This window comes from Streptomyces sp. 3211.6 (genome assembly GCF_003634815.1).
Classification (GTDB): domain Bacteria; phylum Actinomycetota; class Actinomycetes; order Streptomycetales; family Streptomycetaceae; genus Streptomyces; species Streptomyces katrae_A.
In genome coordinates this window covers 3,062,979-3,078,338 of sequence record NZ_RBXC01000001.1, presented here as the reverse complement: position 1 = coordinate 3,078,338, position 15,360 = coordinate 3,062,979, and the positions used below count along the sequence as shown (strand labels likewise).

The 15,360-nt window shown below is 69.9% G+C and carries 12 protein-coding genes; 1 reads left to right on the top strand and 11 read right to left on the bottom strand.

Annotated elements, in window-relative coordinates:
• Window positions 1-2: 2 nt before the first annotated feature.
• Window positions 3-1,433 carry a hypothetical protein gene (locus BX286_RS14070; RefSeq protein ID WP_148710268.1) on the bottom strand — a complete coding sequence of 477 codons (1,431 nt, stop codon included), beginning with the start codon at window positions 1,431-1,433 and terminating at the stop codon, window positions 3-5.
• Window positions 1,434-1,584: 151 nt separating this feature from the next.
• Between BX286_RS14070 and BX286_RS14065 the strand changes: the two genes are divergently transcribed.
• Complete coding sequence (locus BX286_RS14065; protein ID WP_079427136.1) at window positions 1,585-1,782, top strand: hypothetical protein; 198 nt, start codon at window positions 1,585-1,587, stop codon at window positions 1,780-1,782.
• Here BX286_RS14065 and BX286_RS14060 read toward each other — a convergent pair.
• The 10 genes from BX286_RS14060 to BX286_RS14015 all read right to left on the bottom strand — a co-directional run bounded on the left by BX286_RS14060 (window position 1,775) and on the right by BX286_RS14015 (window position 15,292).
• Window positions 1,775-3,601 (bottom strand): IucA/IucC family siderophore biosynthesis protein, encoded by a 1,827-nt coding sequence (locus tag BX286_RS14060; RefSeq protein ID WP_121015067.1) that lies wholly within the window; start codon window positions 3,599-3,601, stop codon window positions 1,775-1,777. The genes BX286_RS14065 and BX286_RS14060 overlap by 8 nt on opposite strands.
• Entirely contained in the window at window positions 3,598-4,185 is a 588-nt protein-coding gene (locus BX286_RS14055; protein WP_121015066.1) for a GNAT family N-acetyltransferase, read from the bottom strand. The genes BX286_RS14060 and BX286_RS14055 overlap by 4 nt, the downstream gene beginning before the upstream one ends.
• On the bottom strand, window positions 4,182-5,510 hold the full coding sequence (locus BX286_RS14050) for a lysine N(6)-hydroxylase/L-ornithine N(5)-oxygenase family protein (RefSeq protein ID WP_187344137.1): 1,329 nt from the start codon (window positions 5,508-5,510) through the stop codon (window positions 4,182-4,184). The genes BX286_RS14055 and BX286_RS14050 overlap by 4 nt, the downstream gene beginning before the upstream one ends.
• Window positions 5,467-6,978, bottom strand: coding sequence for an aspartate aminotransferase family protein (locus BX286_RS14045; RefSeq protein ID WP_121015065.1), 1,512 nt, complete (start codon window positions 6,976-6,978; stop codon window positions 5,467-5,469). The genes BX286_RS14050 and BX286_RS14045 overlap by 44 nt, the downstream gene beginning before the upstream one ends.
• Window positions 6,979-7,117: 139 nt before the next feature.
• On the bottom strand, window positions 7,118-8,062 hold the full coding sequence (locus BX286_RS14040) for a siderophore-interacting protein (RefSeq protein ID WP_121015064.1): 945 nt from the start codon (window positions 8,060-8,062) through the stop codon (window positions 7,118-7,120).
• 26 nt (window positions 8,063-8,088) lie between these two features.
• The gene (locus BX286_RS14035; protein ID WP_079427124.1) at window positions 8,089-9,129 is read right to left on the bottom strand and encodes an ABC transporter substrate-binding protein; all 1,041 of its coding nucleotides are present in this window, start codon (window positions 9,127-9,129) and stop codon (window positions 8,089-8,091) included.
• Between the two features lie 219 nt (window positions 9,130-9,348).
• Window positions 9,349-10,509 carry an acyl-CoA dehydrogenase family protein gene (locus BX286_RS14030; RefSeq protein WP_121015063.1) on the bottom strand — a complete coding sequence of 387 codons (1,161 nt, stop codon included), beginning with the start codon at window positions 10,507-10,509 and terminating at the stop codon, window positions 9,349-9,351.
• A gap of 7 nt (window positions 10,510-10,516) precedes the next feature.
• Window positions 10,517-11,437 carry a hydroxymethylglutaryl-CoA lyase gene (locus BX286_RS14025; protein WP_121017639.1) on the bottom strand — a complete coding sequence of 307 codons (921 nt, stop codon included), beginning with the start codon at window positions 11,435-11,437 and terminating at the stop codon, window positions 10,517-10,519.
• Window positions 11,438-11,448: 11 nt separating this feature from the next.
• Entirely contained in the window at window positions 11,449-13,638 is a 2,190-nt protein-coding gene (locus tag BX286_RS14020; RefSeq protein WP_121015062.1) for an acetyl-CoA carboxylase biotin carboxylase subunit, read from the bottom strand.
• Window positions 13,639-13,675: 37 nt separating this feature from the next.
• Complete coding sequence (locus BX286_RS14015; protein WP_079427118.1) at window positions 13,676-15,292, bottom strand: carboxyl transferase domain-containing protein; 1,617 nt, start codon at window positions 15,290-15,292, stop codon at window positions 13,676-13,678.
• Window positions 15,293-15,360: the final 68 nt, after the last annotated feature.

Below are 15,360 nucleotides of genomic sequence, written 5' to 3'. Positions count from 1 at the left end.
CGTCACTGCCCGGACTGCTCCGGGGCCGGGTGCTTCTCGGCGGCGCGGGCCTTCTCCAGGAGCATCTTGAAGGGCGTCTGGTCCATGGACCCGCGTGCCAGCGAGAGGCCGTACCGGTCGATGAGCTGTTTCCGGTAGTGGGGGTCGTGGGGGTCGAAGGTGATTCTGCCGCCCGGCGGCGTTATGGCCAATTCTATGCGCGACCAGTTCGGGAAGGACAGCTTCCACGCGCGAATGGACTGCCGACCTCGGGCGATGTTGAGGATCTCGCTGCTGTTCGAGATGTTGGATTCATCCCTGTATATTGCGTTCCCGGGTTCCCCGGCGCTCCATTTCCTGTCCCTCTTGAGTGCCTCGACGGAGCTTCGGGACTGCCCGTACTCGGGAGGCAGTGTCATCCTGTCCCGCCTGATCGCATATATCTCGGTCTGGGTCCTGAGTATCTCGTAGTCGAGTTTGAGTTTGTCGGGATCCTTGATGTCGATGACCGCGTCCTGTGATATCTCTTCCCCCGGGTCCAGTTCACGCCCTGCCGGGGTGACGAATTCGCCATCGTAGATCAATTTAAAGCTGGAGCTGGGATCCGTGGTCTGGTGGATATCGTTGGCCGGTCCGCCATGGACCCAGTAGATGCTGCCGAGGATGTAGACGGGAACGCTGCCGTTGTTCCTCACGTAGGCATGGACCGTCACGTGCAGTACCGATCTGGCGCTGTCCAGGCTCGCCTCCTTGAATTCGGCGCCACTCATGATCAGCGGAGCCGTCACGGTGGGTACGTAGAGCTGCGTATACGCCAGGTTGATACCGGCGAGCAGGGCGGGCACGATCGCGCCGATCGCTATGCGCCCGGGATAGCGAAGCCCCTTCCATGCCCGGAGCTTGACGAGCTCGACCCCGGCCAGAATGGATCCGGTGAGGAAGGAGATCCCGATCACCGACCAGCCGGTGAAACGCTCGCCGATCTGCAGGAAAAGGAGCGAGGAGCTGCAGAGGAAGACGATTCCGACTCCGGCCATGAGGAGCGGCCCCGAGTAGGCCCGCTTCCGCTGGTGCCAGTAATCGAGAGTGGCCAGTGCGGCGATCAGCTCCACCAGACCCGCAGCCAGTACGGAGTATCCGGCGAGTCGCTCGCCGAACGTCAGGGCGCGCTGGCTGTCCATCCAGCCGATTCTCAGGAGCAGTACGGCGGTCAACAGGAAGCCGATGCACATGAGGCTGCCCACTATGCGCCGCTGTGCCGTTCTGTCCGGCCAGACAAGGCTGTCTCCACCGAGCCAGTGGACGGGGTGTTCGGGTTTCAGCCCGGCACGTTGCAGAAATCTTCGGAGTTCCCCGGGAGACCGCACCTTGCCTGCGCACTTGCCTTTCGTCGAGACTTTTCGCCAGCCAAGGTCATCAGGCGGCCCTACGGTTACCTCGGGCAGGTTCGCCATAGCACCAGCCTGCCGCCTGTTCGGGGAAGGCGCCTCTGGAGCAGGTGCGCGCCCCGCCCCAGCTGGGCTCCACGCATCTGGTGCGCATGAGACGGTCCTGGGTGAAGCTGGTCATGACGTGGTGGTGTCGCTCGTCCTTACAGGAGCTCCCATGCGTACTCGACTTCTCACATTCATCGCCGCCGTGATCCTGGCCGCTCTCGGCGCCCTGGCGCCCGCCGTGCAGGCCGCCGCACCGGGTATCGACGAGCCGGGCTGCAAGGCCGGCGGTGGAACGGTGCAGTACGACCCCGGTTCCGGCCGGTGGATCTGCGCGGGGGGCAGTTACGACGGCGAATCCATCAACTGACAACGGCCGTTCGCAACCGTGGGCCGCTGGAACGGCTGCCGGGGCGGGTGAAGGGGGTGAGGGGGTTTTTGAGGGTGCCGATCAGTTGGAGGGCTGCCGAGGGGTCGGACAGGTCGACCATCTGCTTGTTGTTGCGCAGCTGGAGGCGGTTGAGGCAGGAGAGCTGGAACTCCGGCGTGAAGAGGTCGTAGCGGGCGAAGCGGTCCGCCAGGGCGGGGAGGGACTGCTGGTAGTCGTGGGCGCAGTCCGCCACCGCCTGCCAGAACGTCGATTCGGTGCAGATGCCTTCCGTCACCAGGATGGAGTTCAGGAAGCGGAAGAAGCAGTCGAAGACGTCCGTGAAGATGGACAGCAGCTTCATGTCCTCCGGGATGTCGGCCCGGATGCGCTCGACCGCCGGCGGGAGGACCGCGTCGGGGTCCATGACCACGATTTCCTCGGCGATGTCCTTGAAGACCGCCCGCTGGACCACCCCGTCCTTGATCACCAGGATCGTGTTCTCGCCGTGCGGCATGTAGGCGAGGTCGTACTGGTAGAAGCAGTGCAGGAGGGGGAGCAGGTAGGCGCGGAGGTAGGGGCGGAGCCACTCGGCGGGGGTGAGGCCCGATTCCTCGATGAGGGCGCCGACGAAGGACTTGCCGTCCTCGTCCACGTGGAGGAGGGAGGCCATCGTGGCCAGGCGCTCGCCCTCGCGCAGGGAGTTCACCGGCGACTCGCGCCACAGGGCGGCCAGCATCTTGCGGTACGGGGAGTAGCGGTCCGTCGCGCGTTCGTACTGGCGGTGGTGGTAGCCGATCGCCGCGCGCTCGCGGATGATCGAGAAGTTGACGGAGCGGAGCGTCTCGTCCGATTGGATGAGCTGGTGGAGCCAGTCGTTGATGGCCGGGGTGGCCTCCATGTAGGCCGCCGACAGGCCCCGCATGAAGCCCATGTTGAGGACCGAGATGGCCGTCTTGACGTAGTGCTTGGTGGGGGTCGTCGTGTTGAAGAAGGTGCGGATCGACTGCTGGGGGAGGTAGGCGTCCTCGCCCTCGCCCAGGAGGACCAGACGGCGATGGGCGATCTCGGCGGCGAAGGTGACCGTCGTCTTGTTCCACCACTGCCAGGGGTGGATGGGGAAGTAGTGGTAGTCCGACGGGTCCAGGCCGAGGGCGGTGAGCTTCGCCGCGAAGCCGGAGACGGCCGCCTCGCCCAGTTCCTCGCGGATGAACGTGTCGTGGTCCAGGCCCGCGCCCGCCGTGAAGGTGGAGACGTCCTTGTGGGCGGCGGCCCAGACCAGGTGGACCGGGTTCGCGGTCTCGGGGGCGTACGCGCGGTACTCGTGCACGCCGAAGCCCAGGCGGCCGTTGTTGGCGACGAAGCAGGGGTGGCCCTCGGTCATGCCCGTCTCGATGTCCTGGAACGAGGACTTCGCGAGGACCGCGGAGGGGGTGTGCGGCTTGGTGTACTTGTAGCCGGTGCCGGCCAGGGTGGAGGAGATCTCCTCCAGGTAGACGGGCAGGACCTCCGCGCTCAGGCCGAGGGCGTCCCGGAACTCTATGTGGAAGTCCAGGGCGTCGAGGGCGAGCTCGGTGCCGTCGCGGTGGCGGGTGATGGACTGCTCGTCCACCGCCCAGTGGTCCAGGGCGTGCAGGACCGCGCGGAAGCGGTACTCGACCGTGCCGTCGTCGCTGAGGACGGCGTACAGGTCCTCGCCCAGGGGCTTCGGGGTCAGCAGGCGCTCGTGGGAGAACTCCGCCAGGGCCTTGCGGACCAGGGCGCGGTTGGCGCGGGCCCACAGCTCCGGGGTGAGGTGGGCGATGTCGGCGGAGAGGTTCATATCGAGACCCCGGTGGTGAGGGCGGTGGCCGCCTCGAACTGGGCCCGGGTGCAGAAGCTGAGGAGGGCTTCCTTCTCCGGCTTGGTGACGGGGCCTTCGGGGACGAAGCCGACGGCCTCGTTGAGGGCGTGGACGGCGGTGTTGCGGACGTCCGGTTCGACGACGACGCGCTCGGTGGCCGGGTCGGCGAAGAGGGCCGCCATGACGGTGGTGATCACGGCGCGGGTGAAGCCGGGGAGCGGGGTGTCGGTCGGGGCGACCAGGAAGTGCATGCCCACGTCACCCGGCTGCGCGTCGTAGAGGCCGACGAGCTCCAGGCGGGCCGGGTCGTAGCGCTCCATCAGGAAGGCCGGGCGGCCCTCGTGGAGGCCGAGGAAGGCCTGGTGGTGCTCGTGCGCGGTGATGCGCACGTATTCGCGCTCGACGTCGGTGAGGGTGGCGTCCTGCATCATCCAGAACGCGGCCTTCGGGTGGGTGACCCAGGCGTGGAGGAGTTCCGCGTCCGCGAAGGGGTCCAGGGGACGGATCGCGAAGGTGCCCAGGGCGGGGTCGGTGCGGGTGAAGAGGGTTTCGGTGGTGCTCATGCGTGCGTGCCTTCCGGGGCGGCGAACTGCTGGAACGCGATGGACTTCTCGACCTTGTAGTGCTCGCGGCCGAGGAGTTCGGAAACGATGTACGCGTTGCGGTACGCGGCCATGCCCAGGTCGGGCGAGGTGAGGGAGTGGTTGTGGGTGGTGCCGTTCTGGAGGTAGATCCCGCGGCCGGTGATGTCGACCGCGTAGTTGCGGGCGGCGTCGAGGCGGCCGTGGCCGTCGAAGTTCAGGCGGTCGCGGACGGGCGCCAGGAACTCCGGGATGCGGTACTTGTAGCCGGTGGCGAGGACCAGGCCCTCGGTGGTGAGGGAGAAGTCCCGCTCCTGCTCCTCCTGGCGCAGCCCGAGGGTGTACGTGCCGGTGGTGGTGTCGTACGCCGTGCTGTTCAGGGAGGTGTTGGTGAGCAGGGTCGTGGGGACCTGGCCCGGCATCTCGACGCGCTTTTGGTAGAGCAGGTCGAAGATGGCGTTGACCAGGTCGCCGTCGATGCCCTTGAACAGGTTCTTCTGCTGGGTTTCGAGGCGGTAGCGGGTCTCCTCGGGGAGGGCGTGGAAGTAGTCCACGTACTCCGGGGAGGTCATCTCCAGGGTGAGCTTGGTGTATTCGAGCGGGAAGAAGCGCGGGGAGCGGGTCACCCAGTTGAGCTGGTAGCCGTGGACGTCGATCTCGGCGAGGAGGTCGTAGTAGATCTCGGCCGCGCTCTGGCCGGAGCCGATCAGAGTGATCGACTTCTTCTTCCGGAGGACTTCCTTGTGCTCCATGTAGGTGGAGTTGTGGAGGAAGTCGCCGCCCAGGTTCTCGCAGGACGCGGGGACGTGCGGCGGGGTGCCGGTGCCGAGGACCAGGCGGCGGGCGAGGAACGTCTCGCCGCGGTCGGTGCGCACCTCGTAGAGCCCGGCTTCCTCGTCGTACGCGACCTCGGTGACGGAGGTGGAGTACCGGACGTTGTCGAGCCGGTCGGCGGCCCAGCGGCAGTAGTCGTTGTACTCGGCGCGCAGCGGGTAGAAGTTCTCGCGGATGTAGAAGGAGTACAGCCGGTCCTTGTCCTTCAGGTAGTTCAGGAAGGAGAAGGGCGAGGTGGGGTCGGCGAGGGTGACCAGGTCCGACATGAACGGCGTCTGGAGGTGGGCGCCGTCGAGGAACATGCCGGCGTGCCACTCGAAGTGCGGCTTCGACTCGATGAACAGGCCGTCCAGCTCGTCGATGGGCGCGGTCAGGCAGGCCAGTCCCAGGTTGAAGGGGCCCAGGCCGATGCCGATGAAGTCGTAGGGCTTAGCGGTGGACGGCAAGGGACTCTCCCAGGAACTGCTCGGCATGTGCGGCGATGAGGTCGAGGACGGCGGTGATGTCGGCCGTCGTGGTCTGCGGGTTGAGGAGGGTGAACTTCAGGTACTGCTTCCCGTCCACCTTGGTGCCGGCCACGACGGCCTCGCCGGAGGCGAACAGGGCCTTGCGGGCGTGCAGCTGGGCCTCGTCGAGCAGTTCGGGGCGCGGGCCGGCGCCGGCTTCGCCGGCTTCGGCGGCGGGGACGTAGCGGAAGACCAGGGTGGAGAGCTGCGGCCTCACGACCACCTCGAAGCGGGGGTCGGCGTCAAGGATCTCCCAGCCGGCCGCGGCGAGGCCGACGACCTCGTCGAAGAGGGAGCCGACGGCGTCGGCGCCCATGATGCGCAGGGTCATCCAGAGTTTCAGGGCGTCGAAGCGGCGCGTGGTCTGGATGGACTTGTCGACCTGGTTGGGGATCCGCTCCTCGGCCATCCGGCGCGGGTTGAGGTAGTCCGCGTGGTACGTGGCGTGCGCGAGGGTGTCGCGGTCGCGGACCAGCATCGCGCTGGAACTCACGGGCTGGAAGAAGGACTTGTGGTAGTCCACGGTCACCGAGTCGGCGTGCTCTATGCCGTCGAGGAGGTGGCGGCGGGTGGGGGAGACCAGCAGTCCGCAGCCGTAGGCGGCGTCCACGTGCATCCACGCGGAGTGCTCGGAGGCCAGGCGGGCGATCTCGGGGAGCGGGTCGATGGACCCGAAGTCGGTGGTGCCGGCGGTGGCGACGACGGCCATGGGGAAGTGGCCCTCGGCGGCGCAGTTCTCCAGTTCCAGGGCGAGCACGGAGGTGTCCATGCGGCGGGCCCGGTCGACGGGGACCGCGATGACGGCTTCGTAGCCGAGGCCGAGCATGGCGGCCGACTTCTGCACGCTGAAGTGGCTGGCCTCGGAGGTGAAGATGCGCAGCTTGGGCAGGAGTTCGGCCTTGCTGAGCTCGGTCCCGGCGTCCAGGGCACGCTTCATGACGATTCGGCAGGCCTCGTCGCGGGCGAGGAGCAGCGCGTGGAAGTTCGACTGGCTGCCGCCGGAGGTGAAGATGCCGTCGGCGCCTTCGCCGAGGCCGATGCGGCGGGCGGTCCAGTCGATGAGGCGGCGCTCGATGAGGGTGCCGCCGATGGACTGGTCCCAGGTGTCGAGGGAGGAGTTGACGGCCGACAGGACGGCTTCGCCGACCACCGCGGGGATGACGACTGGGCAGTTGAGGTGGCCCAGGTAGCGCGGGTGGTGGAAGTAGACGGCGTCGCGCAGGTAGACGTCCTCGAGCTCGTCGAGGGCGGCGGCGGCGTTGCCCAGGGGGCGGTCGAGGTCGATGCCGCCGATGACCGGAGCGAGTTCGTCCACGGAGATACCGGTGTGGGGGCGCTGCGTGGCCGCGAGTTTGGCGGCGACGCGTTCGACGCCCTCGGTGACGGTGCGCCGGTATTCGTCCGCGGTCGTCTCGTTCAGCAGATGCGAGCGCATCAACTTTCCTCCGGGCGGGGAGAGCGGGGGGTGGGTGCGGGATTTAGGTTAGCCTAACCTAAGTTAGATCACAAATGAGGAAGGGCCCCGGCTGGCGCCGGGGCCCTTCCTCAAATACCTTGCGAATATGGGGAGTTGACTACAGCTCGGCCGCCGGGTCTTCGCTCGGGGCCTTGCCCGCGTACGCCTCGGCGAGCAGCTGCTCCTCGCTCGCGCCGAGCCTCCAGTAGCCGGTGAACCGCACCGCGCGCCGGTCGACGGAACGTTCCTGCACGAGGTGGCGGCGTACTGCCCTGATCGTCCCGGCCTCGCCCGCGAGCCAGGCGTACGGGGACTGCGCGGCGGGGAGCTGCGCCGCACGCAGCTCGGACAGCACCCGTTCGGTGCGTGCCGCCGCGCCCTCGCCCTTCTCGCGCACGATCCAGGTGATGTCCTGGTCCGCGAGGGTGTGCAGGCTGAGCCGGTCGTCCGGGTGCGGGACCTCGAACCAGGCCTTCACCTTGGTCCCGGCGGGCAGCCGGTCCAGGATCGCCGCGGCGGCCGGCAGGGCGGTCTCGTCCGCGTACATCAGTACCGTGTCCGCGTCGTCCGGCCGCTGGAAGCGGACCGACTTGTTCTCCGCCACGGCCGGGCCGATCGCCATGATCCGGCGGCCGGTCACGGCCCGGCCCGCCCAGCGGGAGGCCGGGGACGCGTCCCCGTGGAGGACGAAGTCGATGTCCACCTCGTCCGCCCCCGCCTCCGTCCGCCGCTGCTCGCGCACGGTGTACGAGCGCATCACCGGCCGGACCTCGTCCGGCATCGACCGCCAGGCGCCGAACCAGGCGTCCTCGTCGGTGGAGGGGAGTTCGGTGTGCTCCTGGTCCCCCACGGGGAGGAAGAGCGACAGGCTCTGGTCGTAGCCCCCCGAGCGGAACGCCGCAAGGGACTCCCCGCCGAAGGTCACGCGCAGGAACGAGTGGCCGAGGCGGCGCGTGCGCAGGACTTCGAGCGTGAAGAACCGGAAGTGCGCGGCGGCCGCGGCCGCGTCGGCGCCGGTGTCGGCGGCGGTGGCGGTGGCGGCGTCGGAAGCGGTGGCGGTCATGCGGAGGTCCCCCCTGGGTTACCGGGTCAGCCGAGCTTCTTGGCGTTCTGGATGGTCTTCGCGAGGTCCTCGAGGATCTGCGCGCACTTCTCGTACGAGTAGATCGGCTCGGTCACGCGCGGGGCGACCTGGCCGGCCTTGACCGCCGGGAGCTCGTTCCAGGTCGGCTTGGCCTTCAGGGCCTCGGGCTGGAGGGCCTGGGTGCGGTTGTCGAGCAGGATGACGTCGGCCTTGTACTTGCCGGCGTTCTCCCAGCTGAGGCTCTCGTAGAAGCCCTGCGGGTCGAGCTTGTCCTGCTCCGGGCTGACGAACTCGACGCCGAGGGACTCGAAGTACTTCAGGTCCGCGGAGGTCTTCGGGGTGGAGACGTAGAACATCTGGTCGGAGCCGGAGCCGACGAGGACCTTGACGCCCGGGTTGGCCTTGACGGCCTCGCGGACCTTGGCGGAGGCGGCGTCGAAGCGGGCCTTCGCGTCGGCGCTCTTCTTGGTGTTGAGGTCGGCGCCGAGGGACTTGGCGAGGTCCGCGGTGCGCTCCAGGGCCTTGTCCATGGACACCTTGTCGCCCACGCCGACGGCGGCGGCCGGGGCCAGCTTCAGGATCTTGTCCTTGGAGGCCTCGGGGACGTACCAGTACGAGCCGTCCCAGGTGTTGGTGGCGAGGAGGTCCGGCTTGAGGGCCGCGTACTTCTCGACGTTGAACTCGTCGTAGACGTTGCCGAGGATCTCGACCTTGGAGATGTCCATCGTGCCGGCCATCGGGTCGGGCTTGCCGTCCGCCAGCTTCGTCGGGCCGAAGACGCCCTTGACCTGCACGCCGTAGTCGTAGAGCGCGGCGGCGGTGCCGGTGTAGGCCACGACGTTCTTCGGCGTGGACTTGGCGGAGACCGTCTTGCCCAGGTCGTCCTTGAAGCTCCAGGCTCCCGATGCGGCAGCGCCCTGGTCGCCCGCCCCGTCCTTCGCCTTGTCGCTGCCGCCGCACGCGGTGAGCGCCGCGACGAGGCCGAGGGCGCCTCCGGCCGCGATGAGACCGCGGCGGGAGAGGAAGGTGGAGCTGGGCTTGGGCATGGCGGTGTCCGCTTTCGTACGTGCAGGGCGGCTGCGAGGGTAGGCCGTTCGGTGGGAAGGTTAGCCTAACCTTGGCCGAAAGCGGTAAGGGGGACCTAACTTCTTTCGGGGCGCACCGGCGCACGAACGCGCAACGGCCCGCGCCGGGGGCGCGGGCCGTCGTGCGGGCGGGCCGTCGTGAGGGGCGGCCGGGGGACCGGTACGAGGACCGGTGCGGGATCAGCCTGCGAAGCCCAGTTCGCGGGCGATGAGCATGCGCTGGACCTCGCTCGTGCCCTCGCCGATCTCCAGGATCTTCGAGTCCCGCCACATCCGGGCCACCGGGTACTCGTTCATGAACCCGTAGCCGCCGTGGATCTGCGTGGCGTCCCGCGCGTTGTCGACGGCGACCGTGGAGGAGTACAGCTTCGCGATCGCCGCCTCCTTCTTGAACGGCTCGCCCGCCACCAGCCGCGAGGCCGCGTCCCGCCAGCCCAGACGGGCCATGTGGGCGCGCGTCTCCATGTCGGCCAGCTTGAACTGGATGGCCTGGTTGTCGCCGATCGCCTTCCCGAAGGCCTGACGCTCCTTGGCGTACTTCACCGACTCGTCCACACAGCCCTGCGCCAGACCGGTGGCCAGCGCCGCGATGGCGATCCGGCCCTCGTCGAGGATCCGCAGGAACTGGGCGTAGCCGCGGCCCTCCTGGCCGACCAGGTTGGCGACCGGCACCCGGACCTCGTCGAAGGACAGCTCACGGGTGTCCGAGGAGTTCCAGCCGACCTTGGAGTACGGGGCCGCCACCGTGAAGCCCGGGGTGCCGGACGGGACGATGATCGAGGAGATCTCCGGCCGGCCGTCCGCCTTGCGGCCGGTGACCGCGGTGACCGTGACCAGACCGGTGATGTCCGTACCGGAGTTGGTGATGAAGCACTTGGAGCCGTTGATGACCCATTCGTCGCCGTCGCGGACGGCCGTGGTGCGGGTGCCGCCCGCGTCGCTGCCGGCGCCGGGCTCGGTCAGGCCGAACGCGCCGAGCACCTCGCCCGAGCACAGCTTCGGCAGCCACTCCCGCTTCTGCTCCTCCGTACCGAACAGGTAGATCGGCATGGCGCCCAGGGAGACGCCCGCCTCCAGGGTGATGGCGACCGAGGAGTCGACGCGGGCCAGCTCCTCCAGGGCGATGCCGAGGGCGAGGTAGTCGCCGCCCATGCCGCCGTACTCCTCCGGGAAGGGCAGGCCGAACAGGCCCATGCGGCCCATCTCGCGGACGATCTCGTACGGGAACTCGTGGCGCTCGTACAGGTCGCCGATCTTGGGCGCCACCACGTCGTGCGCGAACGCCTCGACGGTGCGGCGGAGTTCCTCGTGCTCGGGGGTGAGCCGGTGGTCGAGGGGCATGGCTTCGTTACTCCTTGTGGGAGAGGGCGCGGACGGTACGGGAGGGGCTGGGACGGCCCAGCCGTTCGGCCATCCACACGCTCGTGGCGGTGAGGGCGGCCAGGTCGACCCCGGTCTCGATGCCGAGGCCGTCGAGCATCCACACCAGGTCCTCGGTGGCCAGGTTGCCGGTGGCGCTCTTCGCGTACGGGCAGCCGCCGAGGCCGCCGGCGGAGGCGTCGACCGTGGTCACGCCGTGCTGGAGCGCGGCGAGGGTGTTGGAGAGGGCCTGGCCGTAGGTGTCGTGGAAGTGCACGCCGATCCGGCCGGTGACCACGCCCGCCGCGTTCAGCTCGCCGAGCAGCGCCTGGACGTGGCCGGGGGTGGCGACGCCGATGGTGTCGCCGAGGCTCAGCTCGTCGCAGCCCAGGTCCAGCAGCGCCTTGGCGGTGCGGACCACCTGGGGGACCGGGACCGCACCCTCCCAGGGGTCGCCGAAGCACATCGACAGATAGCCGCGCACGTGCGCCCCGGCCTCCTTGGCGCGGGCCACGACGGGCTCGAACATGGCCAGGGACTCGGCGACCGTACGGTTCAGGTTCCGCGCGGCGAAGGTCTCGGTGGCCGAGCCGAACACCGCGATGCGGGTGGCCCCGAGGGCCAGGGCGCGGTCGAGGCCGCGCTCGTTGGGCACCAGGACGGGGAGGTCCGCGGGGACGTCGGAGAGCAGCGGGAACAGCTGCTCGGCGTCGGCCAGCTGGGGCACCCACTTGGGGTGGACGAAGCTGGTGGCCTCGACGGTGGTCAGGCCGGCGGCGGCCAGCCGGTGGATGAACTCGGCCTTCACCTCGGTGGGGACGGCCGTCTTCTCGTTCTGGAGGCCGTCGCGGGCGCCGACTTCGTGGATCCGCACCCGCGGGGGGAGCCCGGCGGGCGACGGGACGGTCATGGGGAGCCCGTTCACTCGCTCGCCTCGGCTTCCTCGTCGGGGGTGATCACGGCCAGGACCTGGTCCATGGCCACCGTGGTGCCGGGGGTGACGTCGAGTTCGGTGACGGTGCCAGCGTGCGGGGCGGAGATGACGTGCTCCATCTTCATCGCCTCCACGACCAGCAGGCTTTGCCCGGCCGCCACCTTGTCCCCGACGGCCACCTTGACGACGGTGACCGTGCCGGGCATGGGGGCGGCGAGGGTGTCGGCGTTTGCGCTGGCCGCGCCCTTCGCAGTGACGGGGTCGTGGCGCTGGACGTGCCAGGAGTCGGCGTCGCGGCCGAGCCAGGTCCCCTCCGGGGAGGTGGCGTGGGCGAAGTGGTGCGTGACGCCGTCCAGTTCGACGGAGAGGCGGTCGGGGGTGAGGCTGATGATGCGGCCGCGGGCCGGCGTCCTGGGGCTCTGCCCCAGACCCCGCGCCTCAATCTCCCCCAGACTCCGTCCGGGGGTACCCCCAGGCGAGGCTGGATTTGGTGCGGCTCGGTTGTCGGCTGCGGATTGTGCAGGCGACTGCGTGTCCGTGCCCAGCAGGATCTCCTGCTCCGTGCCCCGCTGGCGGGTGCGGACCGTGACCGGGTCCTGGCCTGGGAGGCGGAAGTGGCGGACCGTCCAGGCCGGGGTGCCGCCCAGGCGCCAGCCGTTGGCGGCGGAGAACGGGTCCGCCCACGCGCCCGCGCTACCCCCCGTCGGCGTTTGAGGCGCGGGGTCCGGGGCGGAGCCCCGGTTACGGGAAGGGGCGGGGTGGGGGAGAGAGGCCTGGGCCAGCAGCGCCGCGGCGGCGTACACCTCGGCGGGGACCCCCTCCGGCAGGAGGGACGGCAGGTCCCGCTCCACCAGCCCCGTGTCCAGGTTCCCGGACACCACGTCCGGGTGGGCCAGGAGTCTGCGCAGGAACCCGGCGTTCGTCTGGACGCCCAGGATCACCGTGTCCGCGAGGGCCCCCCGCAGCATCCGCAGGGCCGTCTCCCGGTCGGGGCCGTGGACGATCACCTTCGACAGCATCGGGTCGTACGTCGACCCCGTGTCCACCCCGGCCAGCAGCCCGGAGTCCGTGCGCACCGCGCCGCCCGAGGGCTCGGACAGCGCCAGCACCGTGCCGCCGGACGGCAGGAACCCGCGCGCCGGGTCCTCCGCGCAGACCCGGGCCTCGATCGCGTGCCCGTTCAGCCGGACGTCCTCCTGGCCGAAGGCCAGCGGAGCCCCCGCGGCCACCCGCAGTTGCTGCTCCACCAGGTCCAGCCCGGTGATCAGCTCCGTGACCGGGTGCTCCACCTGGAGGCGGGTGTTCATCTCCATGAAGTAGTACGAGGACGGGTCGCCGCCCGGCACGATGAACTCCACCGTGCCCGCGCCGACGTACCCGCAGGAGCGGGCCGCCTCCACCGCCGCCGCGCCCATCGCCGCCCGGATCTGCGGGGTCAGCAGGACCGAGGGGGCCTCCTCGATGACCTTCTGGTGGCGCCGCTGGAGCGAGCACTCGCGCTCGCCGAGGTGCACCACGTTGCCGTGGGCGTCGGCCAGGACCTGGATCTCGATGTGCCGCGGCCGGTCCACCCACCGCTCCACCAGCAGGGTGTCGTCACCGAAGGAGGAGCGCGCCTCGCGCCGGGCCGCCGCGATCTCCTCCGCGAGCAGCCCCGCGTCCCGGACCAGGCGCATGCCCTTGCCGCCGCCGCCCGCCGAGGGCTTCAGCAGCACCGGCATGCCGATCTTCTCGGCGGCCTTGACGAGTTCGGCGTCCGACAGCCCGCTCCCGGACGACCCGGGCACGACCGGCACCCCGGCGGCCTTCACCGTCTCCTTGGCCCGGATCTTGTCGCCCATCAGGGAGATCGCCGAGGCGGGCGGCCCGATGAAGGCCAGCCCCGCCTCGGCGCAGGCCTGTGCGAAGGCCGCGTTCTCCGCGAGGAACCCGTACCCGGGGTGGACGGCCTCGGCCCCCGTGCGCCGGGCCGCGTCGAGCAGCTTCTCGACCGACAGGTAGCTCTCGGCGGCCGCAGCGGGGCCGATCCGGACGGCCGTGTCGGCTTCCCGTACGTGCCGGGCGTCCGCGTCGGCGTCGCTGAAGACGGCCACGGACCGGATCCCGAGCTCCCGCAGGGTGCGGATGACCCGTACGGCGATCTCGCCCCGGTTCGCCACCAGAACAGTGCTGAACATCTGTGAGGTCCTCACGTCACAAGTCACAAGTCACGGGTCACATGCGGAAGATGCCGTAGCCGCGCTCGCCGAGCGGGGCGTTCGCGCACGCGGTCAGGGCCAGTCCCAGCACCTGCCGGGTCTCCAGGGGGTCGATGACCCCGTCGTCCCACAGCCGGGCGGTGGCGTAGTAGGCGTTGCCCTGCTCCTCGTACTGCGCGCGGACCGGGGCCTTGAAGGCCTCCTCGTCCTCGGCGGGCCACTCCTGGCCCGCGCCTTCGATCTGGTCGCGCTTGACGGTGGCCAGGACGGAGGCGGCCTGCTCGCCGCCCATCACGGAGATCTTGGCGTTGGGCCACATCCACAGGAAGCGCGGCGAGTACGCCCGGCCGCACATCGAGTAGTTGCCCGCCCCGTACGAGCCGCCGACCACCACGGTCAGCTTCGGGACCCGGGCGCAGGCCACGGCGGTGACCATCTTCGCGCCGTGCTTGGCGATGCCGCCCGCCTCGTAGTCGCGGCCGACCATGAAGCCGGAGATGTTCTGGAGGAAGAGCAGCGGGATGCCGCGCTGGTCGCACAGCTCGATGAAGTGGGCGCCCTTCTGCGCGGACTCGGAGAAGAGGATGCCGTTGTTGGCGATGATGCCGACCGGGTGGCCGTGGATCCGGGCGAAGCCGGTGACCAGGGTCTGCCCGAACTCGGCCTTGAACTCCTGGAAGCGGGAGCCGTCCACGACGCGGGCGATGATCTCGCGGGCGTCGTAGGGGGTGCGGGAGTCGACGGGGACCGCGCCGTAGAGCCCGTACGGGTCCACCTTCGGCTCCTCGGCCGGCTCGACCGACCAGGGCAGGGCCCCCCGCTCGGGCAGGGTCGCCACGATGTTCCGGACGATCCGCAGCGCGTGCGCGTCGTCCTCCGCGAGGTGGTCGGTCACGCCGGAGGTGCGCGAGTGCACCTCGCCGCCGCCGAGCTCCTCGGCCGTGACCACCTCGCCGGTGGCGGCCTTCACCAGCGGCGGGCCGCCGAGGAAGATCGTGCCCTGGCCGCGCACGATGACGGCCTCGTCGCTCATCGCCGGGACGTACGCGCCGCCCGCCGTGCAGGAGCCGAGGACGGCCGCGATCTGCGGGATGCCGGCGCCGGACATGCGGGCCTGGTTGTAGAAGATCCGGCCGAAGTGCTCCCGGTCGGGGAAGACCTCGTCCTGCATGGGCAGGAAGGCGCCGCCCGAGTCGACCAGGTACAGGCAGGGCAGCCGGTTCTCCAGCGCCACCTCCTGCGCCCGCAGGTGCTTCTTGACCGTCATCGGGTAGTACGTGCCGCCCTTGACGGTGGCGTCGTTGGCGACGATCACGCACTCGCGGCCGCTGACCCGGCCGATGCCCGCGATCACGCCGGCCGCCGGGGCCGCTCCCCCGTACATCCCCTCGGCGGCCAGCGGGGCCAGCTCCAGGAAGGGGGAACCGGGGTCGAGGAGGGTGTCCACGCGGTCGCGGGGCAGGAGCTTGCCGCGCGCGGTGTGCCGGGCGCGGGCCCTCTCGCCGCCGCCGAGACGGGCCGCGTCCAGCCGGGCGCGCAGGCCCTCGGCGAGCTCGCGGTGGGCGGCCTCATTGGTCCGCCAGGCCTCGGACGCCGGGTCCGCGGCGCTCGTCAGCACTGGTGCCTGCTGCATCGGTCGAGCTCCCTTGCTCGGTACCTGCTGTGTTAATGACCGTTAACGCGTGTGGGTCACAGGTTAAC